Raw genomic sequence first — 14,633 nt, 5'->3', positions numbered from 1 at the left:
GTGGGAGATTTCGACATGCTTTAAATACAAAAAAAGCAGCTTGCGCTGCTTTTTTCACACTAATCACATTTTACTGCGGAGTATTTCTACCCGCAATCAGACTTTAGTGTAAGCCACCTAAGTATTTTGAAAGTACTTCGATGTCTTTGTCTGTTAGCTTTTTAGCGATGTCTTGCATCATACCGTTTAAGTCGTTATTACGCGTACCATCACGGAATTTTTCAAGTTGTGACTTGATGTATTCTGGATGTTGGAACGAAACTTTCGGGAATTTAGCTAGTGATGTACCGTTACCACGAGGACCGTGACACGCAGCACATGCTGGAATACCACGCTCTGCATCACCGGCTTTATAAAGCTGCTGACCTACTTCTACTACATCTTTAGGTGTTGTACCTTCAGACATATTTAAAGAAGAGAAGTAAGCTGCTAGGTCTTTCATATCTTGATCGCTAAGCGGCATAGCCATACCACTCATTACTGGATCCATACGACCTTCTTTGCCGCCAGATGTCATACCTAATTTAAACTCTTGTAATTGTTTATAGATATAATCTGCGTGTTGGCCTGCAATTTTAGGGTAGATATTAACCGGTGCATTACCGTCTGGGCCGTGACAAGCCGCACACGTTGCCGATTTCTCTTTACCTGCGTTTACATCGCCATCAAATGCTGTTGCGTTGCTTGCTGACAACGTACCAAGCAATATAGTTAAAGATAGTGCTATTTTTTTCATGGTGAATTCTCTGTTTCCGACCCTGTATCATCTACAATATGGATGTTGTGATTTCTATATTCTACACGATAATAAATTCTCTGGCACGTTTTCTGCCCACATTAAGCTCATAATTTATAGGGATTTGACTTAGATTAAGTTTATACCTAGTAATTTTCCTAATTTAAAGCCAATTTAGCACGCTTAAATACGCTTTTGAATGCTGCTTTAATAGTATAAAATGCGTGCCTTAAGTGGAAATTAGCCACTGTTTGTTATTTTTTATAAAAGACTAGGAGAGCCTGTGCTCAAATCTCGTATCAAATACAATACTGCGTCCTTTGTTACCAGCGCACCTGATATCTCACGCTTACCTGCTGATACGGGGATTGAAGTCGCGTTTGCTGGTCGCTCTAATGCGGGTAAATCAAGTGCTTTAAACACGTTAACAGATCAAAAGTTAGCGCGTACTTCTAAAACACCCGGTCGCACTCAGCTGATCAATACCTTTGAACTTGATGCTGATAAACGCCTTATCGACTTACCAGGCTATGGTTTTGCAAAAGTTCCTATCGAAATGAAGAAGAAATGGCAAAAATCGCTAGGTGAATACTTACAAAAACGTCAAAGCTTAAAAGGTATCGTTGTTTTGATGGATATTCGCCACCCGTTAAAAGATTTAGACCGTGACTTAATCGACTGGGCGGTGGGCAGCGAAATTCCAGTGCTGGCACTATTAACTAAAGCCGACAAGCTAAAACAAGGCGCGCGTAAAGCTCAAGTTTTACAAGTTCGTCGTGAGTTAAGTAGTTTAGATGGTGATATTACAGTACATGCCTTCTCTTCACTAAAAGGCACAGGCTTACCTGAAGTTGCTAAAAAGCTCGATGAGTGGTTCTTAGGACCCATTGAAGCGCAAGCACCTGAGTCTGGCGAACAACCAGAAGCTTAATCGCTTAGGCCAAGTAATAACGCTTGGCTAATGATTCTATATAGTAGCCCTGCTCATCTGAGCAGGCTATTTCTGCCCACTGATAATAAACATTTCTCGATACCCTCGCAGCCAAGCCATGTGCTAATTGAAGATAAGGCACACTGACACCTTCAAATTCTCTCAGTAATAGTGGTTGCTTTGCTGATACCAACCAAGCGCGCTGTAAATTATCGACACAACAAAGCGCAAGGCCTTGCTCTGTCTCTTCGAAACGCCAATCAACAATAATAAAAGGCACATCTTCGACTGTGATGGCCATTTTCTCGACGGGTGTTTTTAAAAAATAATTATCTGCTTCTTTGCAAAGCACAGAGGCAAAGAGTTTAACCATTGCCTCGCGCTTTATTTCACTGCCGGCATAAAACCACCGCCCTTGCGCATCAATCAATATAGGCACTTGCCCACAGTTTTGTGGCTGCCATTGATCAAAAGGTTTATCGGGTGCCTGAAGAGCGGCTTCTAAGTCAGCAAGTGATTGCATTACTTTTCTTTATCTAGCGTCAAAGAAAATGTTACAGGTACAGCTGTCGCAATTGATGGTAAACCCGCAAGTTTTTGTAACTCACTAATACCTTCTGTTACTTTGAAATCACTTGCATTAATAATCACCGGCGTAAACGATGAAACAGTAACATCGCCTTTCGGTGACATATTGGCAAGCACATCAATCGTTAGCTCTTTCTTGTTGCCATGGAAGTCTAATTCAGCTTTCAAACCTTTAAGCACATGTTGACCTGGTTTTAGCGTCAACAGCGCTTTGCTTAAATCAGCAGTTAACACTGCATTAGGGAATTTAGCTGTTTCAAATAACAACTTAGTCATGCGCTCATTACGGATAGGGATCAGAGTTTCAACCGATGTCAGGTCGATCATCAACTTAAATTGACCTTGTTCGTTAAGTGTACCCGACACCTTTTTGAAATGATGCGCTTCTGCAACTGAATTCTTTTTGATAGACACAAAGCTTACATTGCTTTGTTCATTATTAACTTGCCAGTTTGCGCTGGCTAAAGGGGCAACTAAAATACTCGATAATGAAAAGGCAGCAATTGCCATAGATTTAAACATAACGCATTCCTTCGAAAGTAAATGAGAATCACTTTGATGGTATCACTTGCGTATATTTGTGCAATGAATTGTATGATAAGAAAAGAAAAAGCGACTCACTCAACAAGGAGTGAGCCGTTATAGCAAACTGGGGAGAAGCTATCAATACGTTGCATCCTTTCAGATGCATCATCAACAGGATGTCCTACAGGATGAGGACGGCGCGGACTTTAGCAAATACCAGATTAAAAATAAATTGCATAACCGCAGAAACAACACAAATTGATAAACAAATAACGAAACACTAAAACCATCTTTTCTTGTTTACTTGAAATTAACATTACAGCAAGCCGTAATTTAGGGTAAAGTGAATTATCGACACGCAAAAACAAGGCTTTTTTAAGGCTTGTTAGTGATAAAAATTGCAGTAGAAGAGTAAAAGGTATGAAAAAAATCCCCTTAATTTTATTTGCTACCTTACTTTTTTTAATGTCCCCCTACTGCCATGCAAAAAAAACAACGACACAATATCCGGTAATTTTAGTTCATGGGCTAATGGGATTCGATAACCTACTCGGCCTCGATTACTTTTATAATGTTGCTACAAGTCTCAACCAAGAGGGTACCTTGGTATTCACGCCAGCGGTCTCGGCTATTAATAGCTCTGAAGTACGGGGCGAACAGTTACTCACTCGCGTAAAAGCAATTTTAGCACTAACTGGCGCCAAAAAAGTAAACTTGATTGGCCATAGCCAAGGTGCGCAAACAGTGCGCTATGTTGCTTCAGTCAGGCCAGATTTAATTGCCTCAGTGACTAGTATTGGCGGTGCAAACTATGGCAGTGGCATTATTGATCTAATTAGTCAAAAACTACCTGCAAATTCTCAAGCTGAACATGCTGCTCAATTAGTATTTGATGCATTTGGTGGTGTTATTTCACTACTATCAGGTAACAGTGATTTACCACAAAACACACTGGGTGCATTAAATAGCTTAAGTACACAGGGTGCTCATGCATTTAATCAAAAATACCCGGAAGGATTACCGTTAAATGAATGCGAGCAAGGTCAGCTAGTTGCCGAAAATGGGGTGTACTATTTTTCGTGGAGTGGTACAGCAGCACTCACCAATATACTGGATCTAACCGACTTGCCCATGCTGCTTGGTTCGTTACTTATTTTAGGCAAAGATGACGGCCTAGTATCGCGCTGTAGCAGCCATTTAGGACATGTCATCAAAGATGATTATGAAATGAACCACTTAGATGAGATTAATCAGTTTATTGGTTTGCACAATTTTCGGGAAGTTGACCCTATTGAGCTTTATCGTCAACACGTAAAGCGGTTACAGGAGTTGGGGTTATAAAAAAGTTAGCAAGTTAGCAAGTTAGCAAGTTAGCAAGTTAGCAAGCCTAAATGACTTAGCTAACGCGTCAAGCAACTCGCTAATTTTACTCTTTCCCCTAGTAACTCGCTAACTTTTGGTCTGAAAGCTGACGGCTGATAGCTGACAGCTTTCATTTTTTGCGACTATTAGTGTGCCTGTTGCCAGTTGTCACCGCTGTCGGCTTCAACAATCAGAGGCACATCAAGAGTAGCCGCTTCAGACATTAGCTTACAAATTTCAGCTTTATAGTCGTCAACACACTCTTCTTTAATTTCGAACACTAATTCATCGTGCACTTGCATTAGCAGCTTCACTGAACCTTCAGCTTGCGCGTTCACCCACTGATGAACTTTAAGCATCGCTTTTTTGATGATATCAGCAGCAGTACCTTGCATTGGTGCGTTGATCGCAGCACGTTCAGCGGCTTTGCGACGAGCGCCGTTACGGGCATTGATTTCTGGTAAATGTAAGCGACGACCAAAAATCGTTTCTACATACCCTTTATCAGCTGCTTTTTCACGGGTTGTTTCCATGTACTCAAGTACGCCTGGGAAACGCTCGAAGTATTTATCAATATAATGCTGTGCTTCATGACGTGGTACATCTAACTGACGTGATAAACCAAACGCCGACATGCCATAAATTAAACCGAAGTTAACCGCTTTAGCTTTACGACGCATATCGCTGGTAACCTCTTCAAGGCTAACCCCGAAGACTTCTGCAGCGGTTGCGCTGTGCACATCTAAACCATTAGCAAACGCAGTTAATAGGCCTTTATCTTGTGATAAATGCGCCATGATACGTAATTCAATTTGGCTGTAATCGGCAGCCACAATTTTATGGCCAGGTGCAGCAATAAAGGCTTCACGAATTCGACGGCCTTCTTCTGAACGAATTGGAATATTCTGTAAGTTAGGATCCGTTGAGCTTAAACGCCCTGTTGCTGTTACAGCTTGATGATAAGAGGTATGCACTCGCTTAGTGCGCTCATCAACCATTAGCGGAAGTTTATCTGTGTAAGTTGATTTAAGTTTAGATAAACCACGGTGCTCAATAATCACTTTTGGTAATGGATAATCATGAGCAAGTTCTTGCAATACTTCTTCTGCTGTCGAAGGTGCACCCTTAGGTGTTTTCTTGATAACAGGCAGCTCAAGTTTTTCAAACAAAATAGTTTGCAGTTGCTTAGGTGAGCCTAAGTTAAATTTTTCACCTGCAATATCATAAGCTTCTTGCTCAAGCTCTAACAGGCGTTCACCTAAACGTTGGCTGTGAGCTGCCAGCATGTTGCTATCAATTGCAACACCAGTACGCTCAATATCAGAAAGCACTGTGACAAGTGGTAACTCAATATCTTCGAATACCGATTTTAATTGGCTATCGGCATCAATTTTTGGCCATAACACTTGGTGAAGACGTAGCGTTATATCTGCATCTTCAGCAGCATAAGGCGCCGCTTTTTCTAGCTCAATTTGGTTAAACGTTAACTGCTTTTTACCTTTACCGGCAATATCTTCAAAGCTGATATTCTTATGCCCTAGGTATTTCAGTGCCAGTGAGTCCATATCATGGCGGCTACCTACACTATTAAATACATACGACTCCAACATAGTGTCGTATTTAATACCCTTTAACTCAAAGCCCGCATTCGCTAACACGCTTTTATCGTACTTAAGATTTTGCCCCACTTTCGCTTTGTTTTCGTCAGCTAAGATTGGGCCAATTTTTGCCATTACGGTTTCTAAGCTTAATTGCTCTGGCGCATCTGGGTAATCGTGAGCAACCGGAAGATAAGCCGCTTCACCCGCCTTAACAGCAAAGCTCATACCAACCAATTGCGCTTGCATATAATCAAGGCTGGTTGTTTCAGTATCAAAAGCAAATAATTCAGCGTCATTTAACTGCGCCACTAAGGTATCTAGCTGCTCTTCAGTTAAAATAGTTTCGTAGTGTGCATCAGCAACTTTTGGTAGTTCGTTAGCTTCAGTTGGCACATCTAAATGCGTGTCAGCGTCTTTAGGATTATCAAGTAGCTCAGCTAACCAGCGGCGGAACTCACACTCACCATAAAGTGCAATCAGCTCGTCACGATTAGGCTCTTGCAGCTTAAAGGTTTCAAGATCTGACTCAACCTCAACATCACACTTAATTGTTGCTAATTCATAGCTAAGTGGCAGATGATCAAGTGCAGCAGCAAGTTTTTCACCAATCTTGCCTTTAATTTCACCTGCATGATCAATAACACCTTGCAATGATCCATATTTTTGTAGCCATTTCACTGCGGTTTTTGGACCACAGCCATCAACACCTGGGATGTTATCGACCTTATCACCCATTAAAGCAAGGTAATCAATGATCAACTCAGGACCAACGCCAAACTTTTCAACCACAGTCTCTGGATCTGAAATGCTATCTGTCATGGTATTGATCAGCGTTACATGCTCATTAACAAGCTGCGCCATATCTTTATCGCCAGTCGAGATCAGTACATGACGCTGCTGCTCTGACGCTATACGCGCAAAGGTACCAATAACATCGTCAGCCTCAACACCTTCAATACTAATCAGTGGGAAACCCATTGCTTTAATAATGTTATGCAGTGGTGCGATCTGTGTGCGTAAGTCATCCGGCATTGGCGGACGATTCGCTTTGTATTCACTGTACATGTCATTTCTGAAGGTTTTACCCTTGGCATCAAATACCACCACCATGTGCGACGGATCATATTGCTTGATCAAACTCTTAAGCATATTAACTACGCCATAGATTGCGCCTGTCGCTTCACCTTTTGAGTTAGTAAGGTGCGGTGGCGAATGGTATGCACGGAATAAATAAGAAGAACCATCTACAAGAATAAGTGGATTTTCAGGGATCTGAGCCATGGTGAAATTGGATCCTAATTGAATAACATTAAATTGTTTGTAAGCATGCCATAAGGCCATGAAGAAAACGACTGTGAATTATTAACCAATAAAGGTTTATGACAGAGCAAGCTGTGGATAACTTTGTAGATAACAGACAGAGCTAATTCTCCCGAAATGAAAAAACATTTAGGAAAATTTTATAAGTTCATGTTTTGATTTAAAAAAGATATTACGGCGTTCTTTTTTTATTATTTTTGTCCGATGTGGAAAACGGTTTTAGTAGCGATAATCTTTTGCTTATTCGATACCGAATTAACATCCCTTTTCATAACCGGAGGAGTATTCTAGCATAATGGATCAAAGATCATAGCGATCCTTTATACTTTTTTTTTCGTTAGTAATTTATAAAAAGGCATAAACGGCTATTCATCATGCTTTGAGAGTTATCAAGCGACAAAAATTTTTATTTTGTCGCCATGCTCGTATCCTTGTTAAACTAAAGCTAGTCGCATTAAGGAGAGTTCAAAAATGAAAAAAGTTGCTGTAATTTTAGCTGGTTGCGGTGTTTACGATGGCGCAGAAATCAATGAAGCCGTATTAACCTTATTACATATCGCAAAAGCAGGCGCGAGCTATCAATGCTTCGCACCCGATATCGACCAAATGCACACCATTAATCACCTAACCGGTGAAGAAATGACTCCTAACCGTAATGTGTTAGTTGAAGCCGCACGTATTGCCCGTGGTGAAATTAAAGCGCTGACTGAGCTAAATGTAGATGAATTCGATGCCTTGATTGTACCAGGTGGTTTTGGGGCCGCGAAAAACCTATCTGACTTTGCTGTTAAAGGCGCAGATGCCCAAGTTCAAGGTGATGTACTGACAACTGCGAAGGGCTTTGTCGATGCCAACAAAGCAGCAGGTTATATATGTATTGCTCCTGCCATGCTGCCGCTTATTTATGGTAAAGGTGTAAAAACAACCATTGGTAACGATGCAGACACCGCTTCCGCTATCGAGCAACTCGGCGGAGCGCACCAAAGCTGTGCTGTGGATGATATCGTTGTTGATCCTCAGCATAAAGTGGTCACAACCCCAGCCTATATGTTGGCCCAAAGCATTTTAGATGCTGATGCGGGTATCGAAAAATTGGTTAACAAAGTATTAGAGCTTGCTTAAACATCAAGCTAGGAGCCAGTATTTAATGCTGGCTTTTCTTGCGCTAACGCAAAAAAATGACGGTTTTTCTCAAGAAAAAGCCTTTTAGATCATTTTATAAATTGTGGCTTAGCGTTATAATCGTTCTAATTTCCGTCAGATATCGTGATTGATCACGTTCAAATCGAAGTGAGCAAGGCAAAATGAAAAAACTATCAGCTGCATTATTACTGCTAGCAACAACGGCATATGCACAAGCGTATGACAACTCTTTGACTGAAGATGCAATTAAAAAGCGTCTAGCGCCAATTGGTTCTGTATATCTAGAAGGTGATAAAGCTGCGGTCGCTGCTGAACCTACAGGTCCTCGTTCTGGTGAACAAGTTTACCAAGCAGCATGTTTTGCTTGTCATGGTACTGGCGCACTAGGTGCACCTAAATCAGCTGATGATTGGGCTCCTCGTATTGCTAAAGGCATGGACACTCTACTTAACCATGCAATCAACGGTTTCAACGCGATGCCTCCTAAAGGTACGTGTATGGACTGTTCTGATGAAGAGATCAGCGCTGCTATCGATTTCATGACTAGCAAGTAACAGTTCAAAAACTAATACTAAGGGCTTAATTTTATTAAGCCTTTTTTTGTGCCTGCTTTTAGCCGCTAGACTAATGCTGTAGCCAAATACGCCCCATCATAAATTACTATTTTGTTAACATCTGTTACTTGACGATCTAATAAAAAAGTGGAACTATAAAGGACGAAATTTAAACAATAATAAGATCTGGTTCTAAATCATTGGAAGATTCAGCAACACACATTGATAAGCTAGAGCGAAAAAATGCTCGCTTAAAATCGCTTTTACAAAAGTATAAGCAATCACATCACTTGCAACATGCTCTTTTACAATTATCAGAGCAAGCAAGTACTGTTGCCGAATTAACTCTGCTCTACCCTGCTATCCACAACATTCTGCAAGACTATATCCCAAGTAAAAACTTCTTCGTTGTGTTGCATAACCCGGTTTACGATAACCTTGAGTTATCTTATTTCGCTGATGAAAAAGATGGTCTTTCAGTACCGTTAAAATATGAGCAGTACTTTAAAGAAGGCCTCACGGGTTACGTATTTAAACAAGGTAAAACCTGTTACTTTACCAAACAACAAACAGAGCAAGCGGTTGAACAAGGCTTACTTAAATGCTTTGGTACGCCAGCTGAGCATTGGGTTGGGGTGCCCGTCTATCGCGATAAAGTCATTATTGGCGTCATGGTCGCGCAAAGCTATGACAATAAGCAAGGCTATTCGGAGCAGCAAATAGAGTTGCTAGAGGCTATGTCATTATATTTAGCGACAGCAATTGAACGAGTAAAAAAACGTGAACTGCTCGAATCTGAAGTAAAAATTCGCACCCGTGCACTGACACAAAGTAACCAAGCACTTAACGACGAAATTCAACAACGTAAAAGTGCACTAGAACGTCAACAGATCTTATTTAAAATATCAGAGCTGGCAACACAAAGTAAAAACCTCGACGATGTATATCTGCATGTACATAACATTATAAAAAATATTACCTATGCAGATAACTTATACATCGCATTGTACGACCAACAATCACATTGGTTGAGTTTTCCTTACTGCGTCGATGAGTTTAACGACAATGGTAAACCAAGGCCATTTGCTAAAGGCTACAGTGAACTGGTGCTCAGCACTGAAAAATGCCAAGTCATAGATAGTGAAAGAGCAAAAGAGCTTATCAAGCTGGGCGTTATAGAAAGACCGGTTAATGTACCACCAGAGCGCACCGCGACGAGTTGGTTAGGTGCTCCGCTGAAAACCTCGCAAGGCGTTATAGGTCTCATTGTTTGCCAAGCTTATAACAATAAACATGAATTTAGTCAGGATGATTGTGAGCTAATCACCTTTGTATCGCATCAAATTGCTAATGTTATTCAAACTCACCTAGCAAACCAAGAGTTAAAGCTTAGTCACCAAAAGCTTGAGCACCGGGTCACTGAAAAAACCAAAGAACTTCGCCAAGCCAATATGCACCTGCAAATGCAAATTGAAGAGCGTAAAAAAATAGAGCAACAGCTGTATCACGATGCACACCATGACTCACTGACGAGCTTACCGAATCGCAGTTTATTCTTAACTCAACTTGAAAAAACATTGCAGCATTACCAGCGCTACCCAGAGCAGCAGTTTGCAGTGCTATTTATTGACCTTGATAAATTTAAAGACATCAACGATCACCTTGGTCACCAAGCAGGCGATCAATTTTTAATTGGTGTTGCCGAGTCTTTCTCGCATTGTATACGTGAGCACGATTTGCTTGCACGTTTAGGTGGTGATGAATTTGTGATATTGCTCACTCACTTAACAGAGCAACAGCAAGCCCAAGATGTTGCCAAACGTATTATCGAAATTATGAGAAAACCTTTCTGTATGAAGGGTCAGTGCATTCAAAGTGGTGCCAGTATTGGTATTACCTACTCAAAACCAAGCTACAAGCACACCGATGAAATTATACGTGATGCGGATGCAGCCATGTATTACGCGAAAAATGCAGGCCGTAATCGCTTTGAATGTTTCCATCCGCTGCTTAATGCCAGCAATGTACAGCATGATGCTGACAATATGCATCACTTAGATGATTTGCCTATGCACTTTAGAAGTGCCGAAATCATTACCTTGGATGAACAATCTCGCGCAGAGTCTTTACTCGAAGCATTTGGTGAACACCCAGTACTTGGTAGCACCAGCTTTGAAGTACTTAAGAAATTTGCGACCGATAGAGTACAGCACTTTGAGGTTGAACTTAATTTATTAAAACAAGCCTTCAGCTTAGTAAGTGACAGTAATCTAGAAAAAGTACTGTTCCCTTGCTCTGGTTTAGTTCTTGAACGTATTAATTTTCAAGCACTGTGTAAGCTATTAAAAGCCCACGATTCAAATAGAATGTGTTTATTATTCAATGAACAAGAAATTCGTTATGCATCAGCAGTACAAATTGAAAATTTAAAAAACTTGGTCGCACAAGGATTTTCGATTGGTTTAAATGAATTTGCTAAAGATCGCTGTGAGTTAAACTTACTAACAGAGTTCCAATTCGATTACTTGTTATTAAGTTCAACATTCAGTAAGCGTGTACTACAGCAAGAAAACTATCACCTACAACTGCAAGGTGTGCTGGCGATTACTAAGCTGCAAAATATCCAAGTAATCGCGAAAGGCCCGTCAATTTTTAACTACCGCACCTTACTCGATAAGCACGGATTGTCATTGTTTATTGGTAAGCAACATGCGCTGGCGCCCTTCGAACACGAAGCACCGAGCGCACAATTTATTACTTCTTAAGCATTGCTCTTAGATTAGCTACACGAGCTTGGCCTTTTTCCATGCGCTCAGCCTGCGAAGACGGTGGCTTTTTCGCTTCGAAGGCTAAATCATCTTGTGGTAACTCCTGTACAAAGCGACTGAGCTCAGTATCTGACGTTTCACCAAATTGACGACGTAACTTAGCATAAGTCATTACCAGTTCTTGCTGAGCACGTGTGATACCTACATAAGCAAGACGACGCTCTTCTTCAACGTTATCTTCATCGATACTTACTTGGTGCGGTAACAAACCCTCTTCCATACCAACCATGAACACATACGGATACTCCAAACCTTTTGAAGCATGCAGTGTCAGTAATTGTACCGCGTCAGATTCGTCTTCTTCTTCGTTACGCTCAAGCATATCGCGCAGGGTCAGTTTACTAACCACTTCAGCAAGGTTCAGCGGTGGGTTGTCTGCGTCCCCTGTTAGCATGTCGGTGATCCAACGATAAAGCTCTGAAACGTTTTTCATACGCATTTCAGCGGCTTTTGCACTCGGTGATGACTCATAAAGGTATGCTTCGTAGTTAATTTGCCTAACTAACTCTTTCACTGCTTCAAGGGTATCGCCCCGTACCGCATTATCAGAAAGCTCAACTACCCAGCGGGCAAAACCAGCTAAAGCATTAAAACCACGGCCCTTTAATCTGTGCGCAAGCTCAGGCTCAAAACAGGCAGCAAATAAGCTGATATGCTTTTCATTAGCAAGGGTGCCGAGCTTTTCAAGTGTGACCGTACCAATCTCACGACGTGGCGTATTTACTATACGTAGAAAGGCATTGTCATCATCTTGGTTCACCAATAGGCGTAAATACGCCATGATATCTTTGATCTCTGAACGCGAGAAAAATGACATGCCGCCGCTGATTTTATAGGGAATGCGGTTGCTCATAAGTGCTTTTTCAAACACGCGTGCTTGGTGATTACCACGATATAAAATTGCGTAATCTTTATAACTAGTGCGTTTCATGAATTTATGAGAAATGATCTCTGCCACCACTCGCTCTGATTCATGCTCTTCATCACGACAACCAATCACTTTAATAGGCTCACCATAGCCAAGCTCACTGAATAGCTTTTTATCAAACTCGTGAGGGTTATTGGCAATCAAAATATTCGCCGCTTTTAGAATTCGCCCTGCGCTACGGTAGTTTTGTTCAAGCTTAATTAAACGTAGGCCCGGAAAATCTTTACTTAATAGCACAAGGTTTTGAGGCTTAGCACCGCGCCATGAATAAATTGATTGGTCGTCATCGCCTACCACGGTAAAACGAGCTCGTTCACCCACCAATAACTTAACCAGCTGATACTGACTGGTATTAGTATCTTGATACTCATCCACCAGCAAGTAACGAAAACGCTGTTGCCAACGCTCACGAGCAGTGGCATTTTGGCCCAGCAACAAAGTAGGGATCATGATCAGATCATCAAAATCTAGGGCGTTGTAAGCACGTAATTGATTTTGATAACGCGCATACAGCTGAGCAAACAAGGCTTTTTGCGGCTCACGGGCTTCGCGAACAGCACGCTCTGGCAGAATCAATTCGTTCTTCCAGCTACCTATTTGCATTTTTAGTAGGTTGAGTAGATCTTTGTCTTTTTTAAGTTCTTCTTCGGTCAGCTCTGCTAATAACTGGTTGGTATCTTGATCATCAAACAACGAAAAACCAGGTTTAAAACCTAACGTCGTTAACTCTTTTTTGATGATCTCAAGCCCAAGGGTGTGAAACGTTGAAACCCATAAGCCTTTCGACTCTTGTTTACCCAGTGTTTGCGTTACACGCTCGCGCATTTCTTTTGCCGCTTTATTGGTAAAGGTTACCGCCGCAATATTGCGCGCTTGATACTCACACTTTTGCACCAAGTAAGCGATTTTATTAGTAATAACACGCGTTTTACCAGATCCCGCACCAGCTAATACCAGACACGGTCCACTGATATACTTTACCGCTTCATCTTGTTTTGGGTTGAGTTTCATAAGCCCCTAAAGAAATTATCCAAAGACAGGACGGGCAATTTTACCGTAATCACTACACTACGCCTAGCCAATAAGGTAAGATTGTTTTTTTACGTGACTCAAGGGACGAAGATGATCAACCCAGCAAAACTTGAAGAAATCGCTAAGCAAATTACTGACAACATGCCGCAAGGCGTGAAAAACCTTGCCGAAACAGTTGAAGGCAAAACAAAGCAAGCTATTCAAAACAAACTTGCTGAGATGGACTTTGTAAGCCGTGATGAGTTTGATATTCAAAGCCAAGTACTTATTCGTACTCGTGAAAAACTCACTGAGCTTGAAGAGAAAGTTGCATTGCTCGAGCAGCAACTTGCTAGCAAACAAGACGAACAATAAAAAAAGGAGAGCGAATTAGCTCTCCTTTTTTCTACCTAGCTAGTTTTAGGTTTAGCTTTTTTCTGCCACGCGTTCAAATACGCGCTTAACGGCAATACCGTAGGTATCACTGGCTTCTTCTGCACAAGTCACTACCGACTCTAGATCATTAAGGTGACCATTTGCTAAGCCATACACCCAACCATGAATTGTTAACTCTTGGCCTTTCGCCCAAGCATCTTGCACAATGTTAGTACGGCACACGTTACGTACTTGTTCGATAACGTTTAGTTCAATTAAGCTATTTAAACGCTCTTGCTCAGGTAATGCATTGAGTTGTTCGATGTGTTTTTCTTTTACATCACCTACGTGGCGTAGCCAGTTATCAATTAAGCCAAAACGCGCTTCGTTTAATACTGCTTGAACACCACCACAGCCATAGTGACCAACGACCATGATGTGCTTCACTTTCAGTACTTCAACAGCGTATTGCATTACCGAAAGACAGTTATGGTCGGTATGCACAACAACATTTGCCACGTTACGGTGAACAAATAGCTCACCCGGTAATAAGTCTACGATTTCGTTTGCAGGTACACGCGAGTCAGAACAACCGATCCACAGGTACTCTGGATTTTGCTGCATTGATAGAATTTTGAAAAACTCAGGATCATTTTCACTCGTACGCGCTGCCCAACGTTTATTATTCTCGAATAAATTTTTTAACTTTCTCATTGCGCCTCTTTACGGTA

Annotated in this window: 12 protein-coding genes; 6 read left to right on the top strand and 6 right to left on the bottom strand. The window is 41.4% G+C overall.

Translation table 11 applies throughout. From position 1 onward, the window contains the following. Positions 1–103 precede the first annotated feature (103 nt). Complete coding sequence (locus AN394_RS14735) at positions 104–736, bottom strand: cytochrome c (RefSeq protein WP_054561153.1); 633 nt, start codon at positions 734–736, stop codon at positions 104–106. Between the two features lie 283 nt (positions 737–1,019). Here AN394_RS14735 and yihA point away from each other — a divergent pair, with 283 nt between their 5' ends. After that, on the top strand, positions 1,020–1,667 hold the full coding sequence (yihA, locus tag AN394_RS14730; protein WP_055021879.1) for a ribosome biogenesis GTP-binding protein YihA/YsxC: 648 nt from the start codon (positions 1,020–1,022) through the stop codon (positions 1,665–1,667). A gap of 4 nt (positions 1,668–1,671) precedes the next feature. On the opposite strand, the gene AN394_RS14725 is transcribed toward yihA, so the two are convergent. Further along, positions 1,672–2,190, bottom strand: coding sequence for a DUF1285 domain-containing protein (locus tag AN394_RS14725; RefSeq protein ID WP_054561155.1), 519 nt, complete (start codon positions 2,188–2,190; stop codon positions 1,672–1,674). Beyond that, a complete protein-coding gene (locus AN394_RS14720; protein WP_054561156.1) occupies positions 2,190–2,777 on the bottom strand; it encodes a YceI family protein in 588 nt (195 codons plus the stop codon). Before AN394_RS14720 ends, AN394_RS14725 begins: the two co-directional genes overlap by 1 nt. A 423-nt stretch (positions 2,778–3,200) precedes the next feature. Here AN394_RS14720 and AN394_RS14715 point away from each other — a divergent pair, with 423 nt between their 5' ends. Then, the gene (locus AN394_RS14715; RefSeq protein ID WP_055021878.1) at positions 3,201–4,121 is read left to right on the top strand and encodes a triacylglycerol lipase; all 921 of its coding nucleotides are present in this window, start codon (positions 3,201–3,203) and stop codon (positions 4,119–4,121) included. Between the two features lie 167 nt (positions 4,122–4,288). Here AN394_RS14715 and polA read toward each other — a convergent pair whose 3' ends face one another. Further along, positions 4,289–7,024: a DNA polymerase I gene (gene polA, locus AN394_RS14710; RefSeq protein ID WP_055021877.1), complete on the bottom strand. Its 2,736-nt coding sequence runs from the start codon at positions 7,022–7,024 to the stop codon at positions 4,289–4,291. 510 nt (positions 7,025–7,534) lie between these two features. Here polA and elbB point away from each other — a divergent pair. The 3 genes from elbB to AN394_RS14695 all read left to right on the top strand — a co-directional run bounded on the left by elbB (position 7,535) and on the right by AN394_RS14695 (position 11,525). After that, the gene (elbB, locus tag AN394_RS14705) at positions 7,535–8,185 is read left to right on the top strand and encodes an isoprenoid biosynthesis glyoxalase ElbB (protein WP_055021876.1); all 651 of its coding nucleotides are present in this window, start codon (positions 7,535–7,537) and stop codon (positions 8,183–8,185) included. Positions 8,186–8,367: 182 nt separating this feature from the next. Then, positions 8,368–8,760, top strand: a complete 393-nt coding sequence (locus AN394_RS14700; protein WP_054561160.1) for a cytochrome c5 family protein — start codon at positions 8,368–8,370, stop codon at positions 8,758–8,760. Positions 8,761–8,960: 200 nt separating this feature from the next. After that, positions 8,961–11,525 (top strand): diguanylate cyclase domain-containing protein, encoded by a 2,565-nt coding sequence (locus AN394_RS14695; protein ID WP_055021875.1) that lies wholly within the window; start codon positions 8,961–8,963, stop codon positions 11,523–11,525. Here the strand turns inward: AN394_RS14695 and rep are convergent. After that, positions 11,515–13,527, bottom strand: a complete 2,013-nt coding sequence (rep, locus tag AN394_RS14690; RefSeq protein ID WP_054561162.1) for a DNA helicase Rep — start codon at positions 13,525–13,527, stop codon at positions 11,515–11,517. The genes AN394_RS14695 and rep overlap by 11 nt on opposite strands. Before the next feature lie 111 nt (positions 13,528–13,638). Here rep and ubiK point away from each other — a divergent pair, with 111 nt between their 5' ends. Then, entirely contained in the window at positions 13,639–13,902 is a 264-nt protein-coding gene (gene ubiK, locus AN394_RS14685) for a ubiquinone biosynthesis accessory factor UbiK (RefSeq protein WP_054561163.1), read from the top strand. Between the two features lie 51 nt (positions 13,903–13,953). Here ubiK and can read toward each other — a convergent pair whose 3' ends face one another. Next, positions 13,954–14,616, bottom strand: a complete 663-nt coding sequence (gene can / locus AN394_RS14680) for a carbonate dehydratase (RefSeq protein WP_054561164.1) — start codon at positions 14,614–14,616, stop codon at positions 13,954–13,956. Between the last annotated feature and the right edge of the window lie 17 nt (positions 14,617–14,633).

The sequence above is a fragment of the Pseudoalteromonas sp. P1-26 genome (genome assembly GCF_001401795.1).
Classification (GTDB): Bacteria; Pseudomonadota; Gammaproteobacteria; order Enterobacterales; family Alteromonadaceae; genus Pseudoalteromonas.
The sequence above is the reverse complement of the archived record's forward strand: the minus strand, read 5'-3'. Positions and strand labels throughout refer to the sequence as shown.

Coding starts and splice junctions, on each gene's coding strand:
- polA (WP_055021877.1), bottom strand. CDS start 7,024: ATGGCTCAGATCCCTGAAAATCCACTTATTCTTGTAGATGGTTCTTCT.
- can (WP_054561164.1), bottom strand. CDS start 14,616: ATGAGAAAGTTAAAAAATTTATTCGAGAATAATAAACGTTGGGCAGCG.
- AN394_RS14725 (WP_054561155.1), bottom strand. CDS start 2,190: ATGCAATCACTTGCTGACTTAGAAGCCGCTCTTCAGGCACCCGATAAA.
- rep (WP_054561162.1), bottom strand. CDS start 13,527: ATGAAACTCAACCCAAAACAAGATGAAGCGGTAAAGTATATCAGTGGA.
- AN394_RS14735 (WP_054561153.1), bottom strand. CDS start 736: ATGAAAAAAATAGCACTATCTTTAACTATATTGCTTGGTACGTTGTCA.
- elbB (WP_055021876.1), top strand. CDS start 7,535: ATGAAAAAAGTTGCTGTAATTTTAGCTGGTTGCGGTGTTTACGATGGC.
- ubiK (WP_054561163.1), top strand. CDS start 13,639: ATGATCAACCCAGCAAAACTTGAAGAAATCGCTAAGCAAATTACTGAC.
- AN394_RS14720 (WP_054561156.1), bottom strand. CDS start 2,777: ATGTTTAAATCTATGGCAATTGCTGCCTTTTCATTATCGAGTATTTTA.
- AN394_RS14715 (WP_055021878.1), top strand. CDS start 3,201: ATGAAAAAAATCCCCTTAATTTTATTTGCTACCTTACTTTTTTTAATG.
- AN394_RS14700 (WP_054561160.1), top strand. CDS start 8,368: ATGAAAAAACTATCAGCTGCATTATTACTGCTAGCAACAACGGCATAT.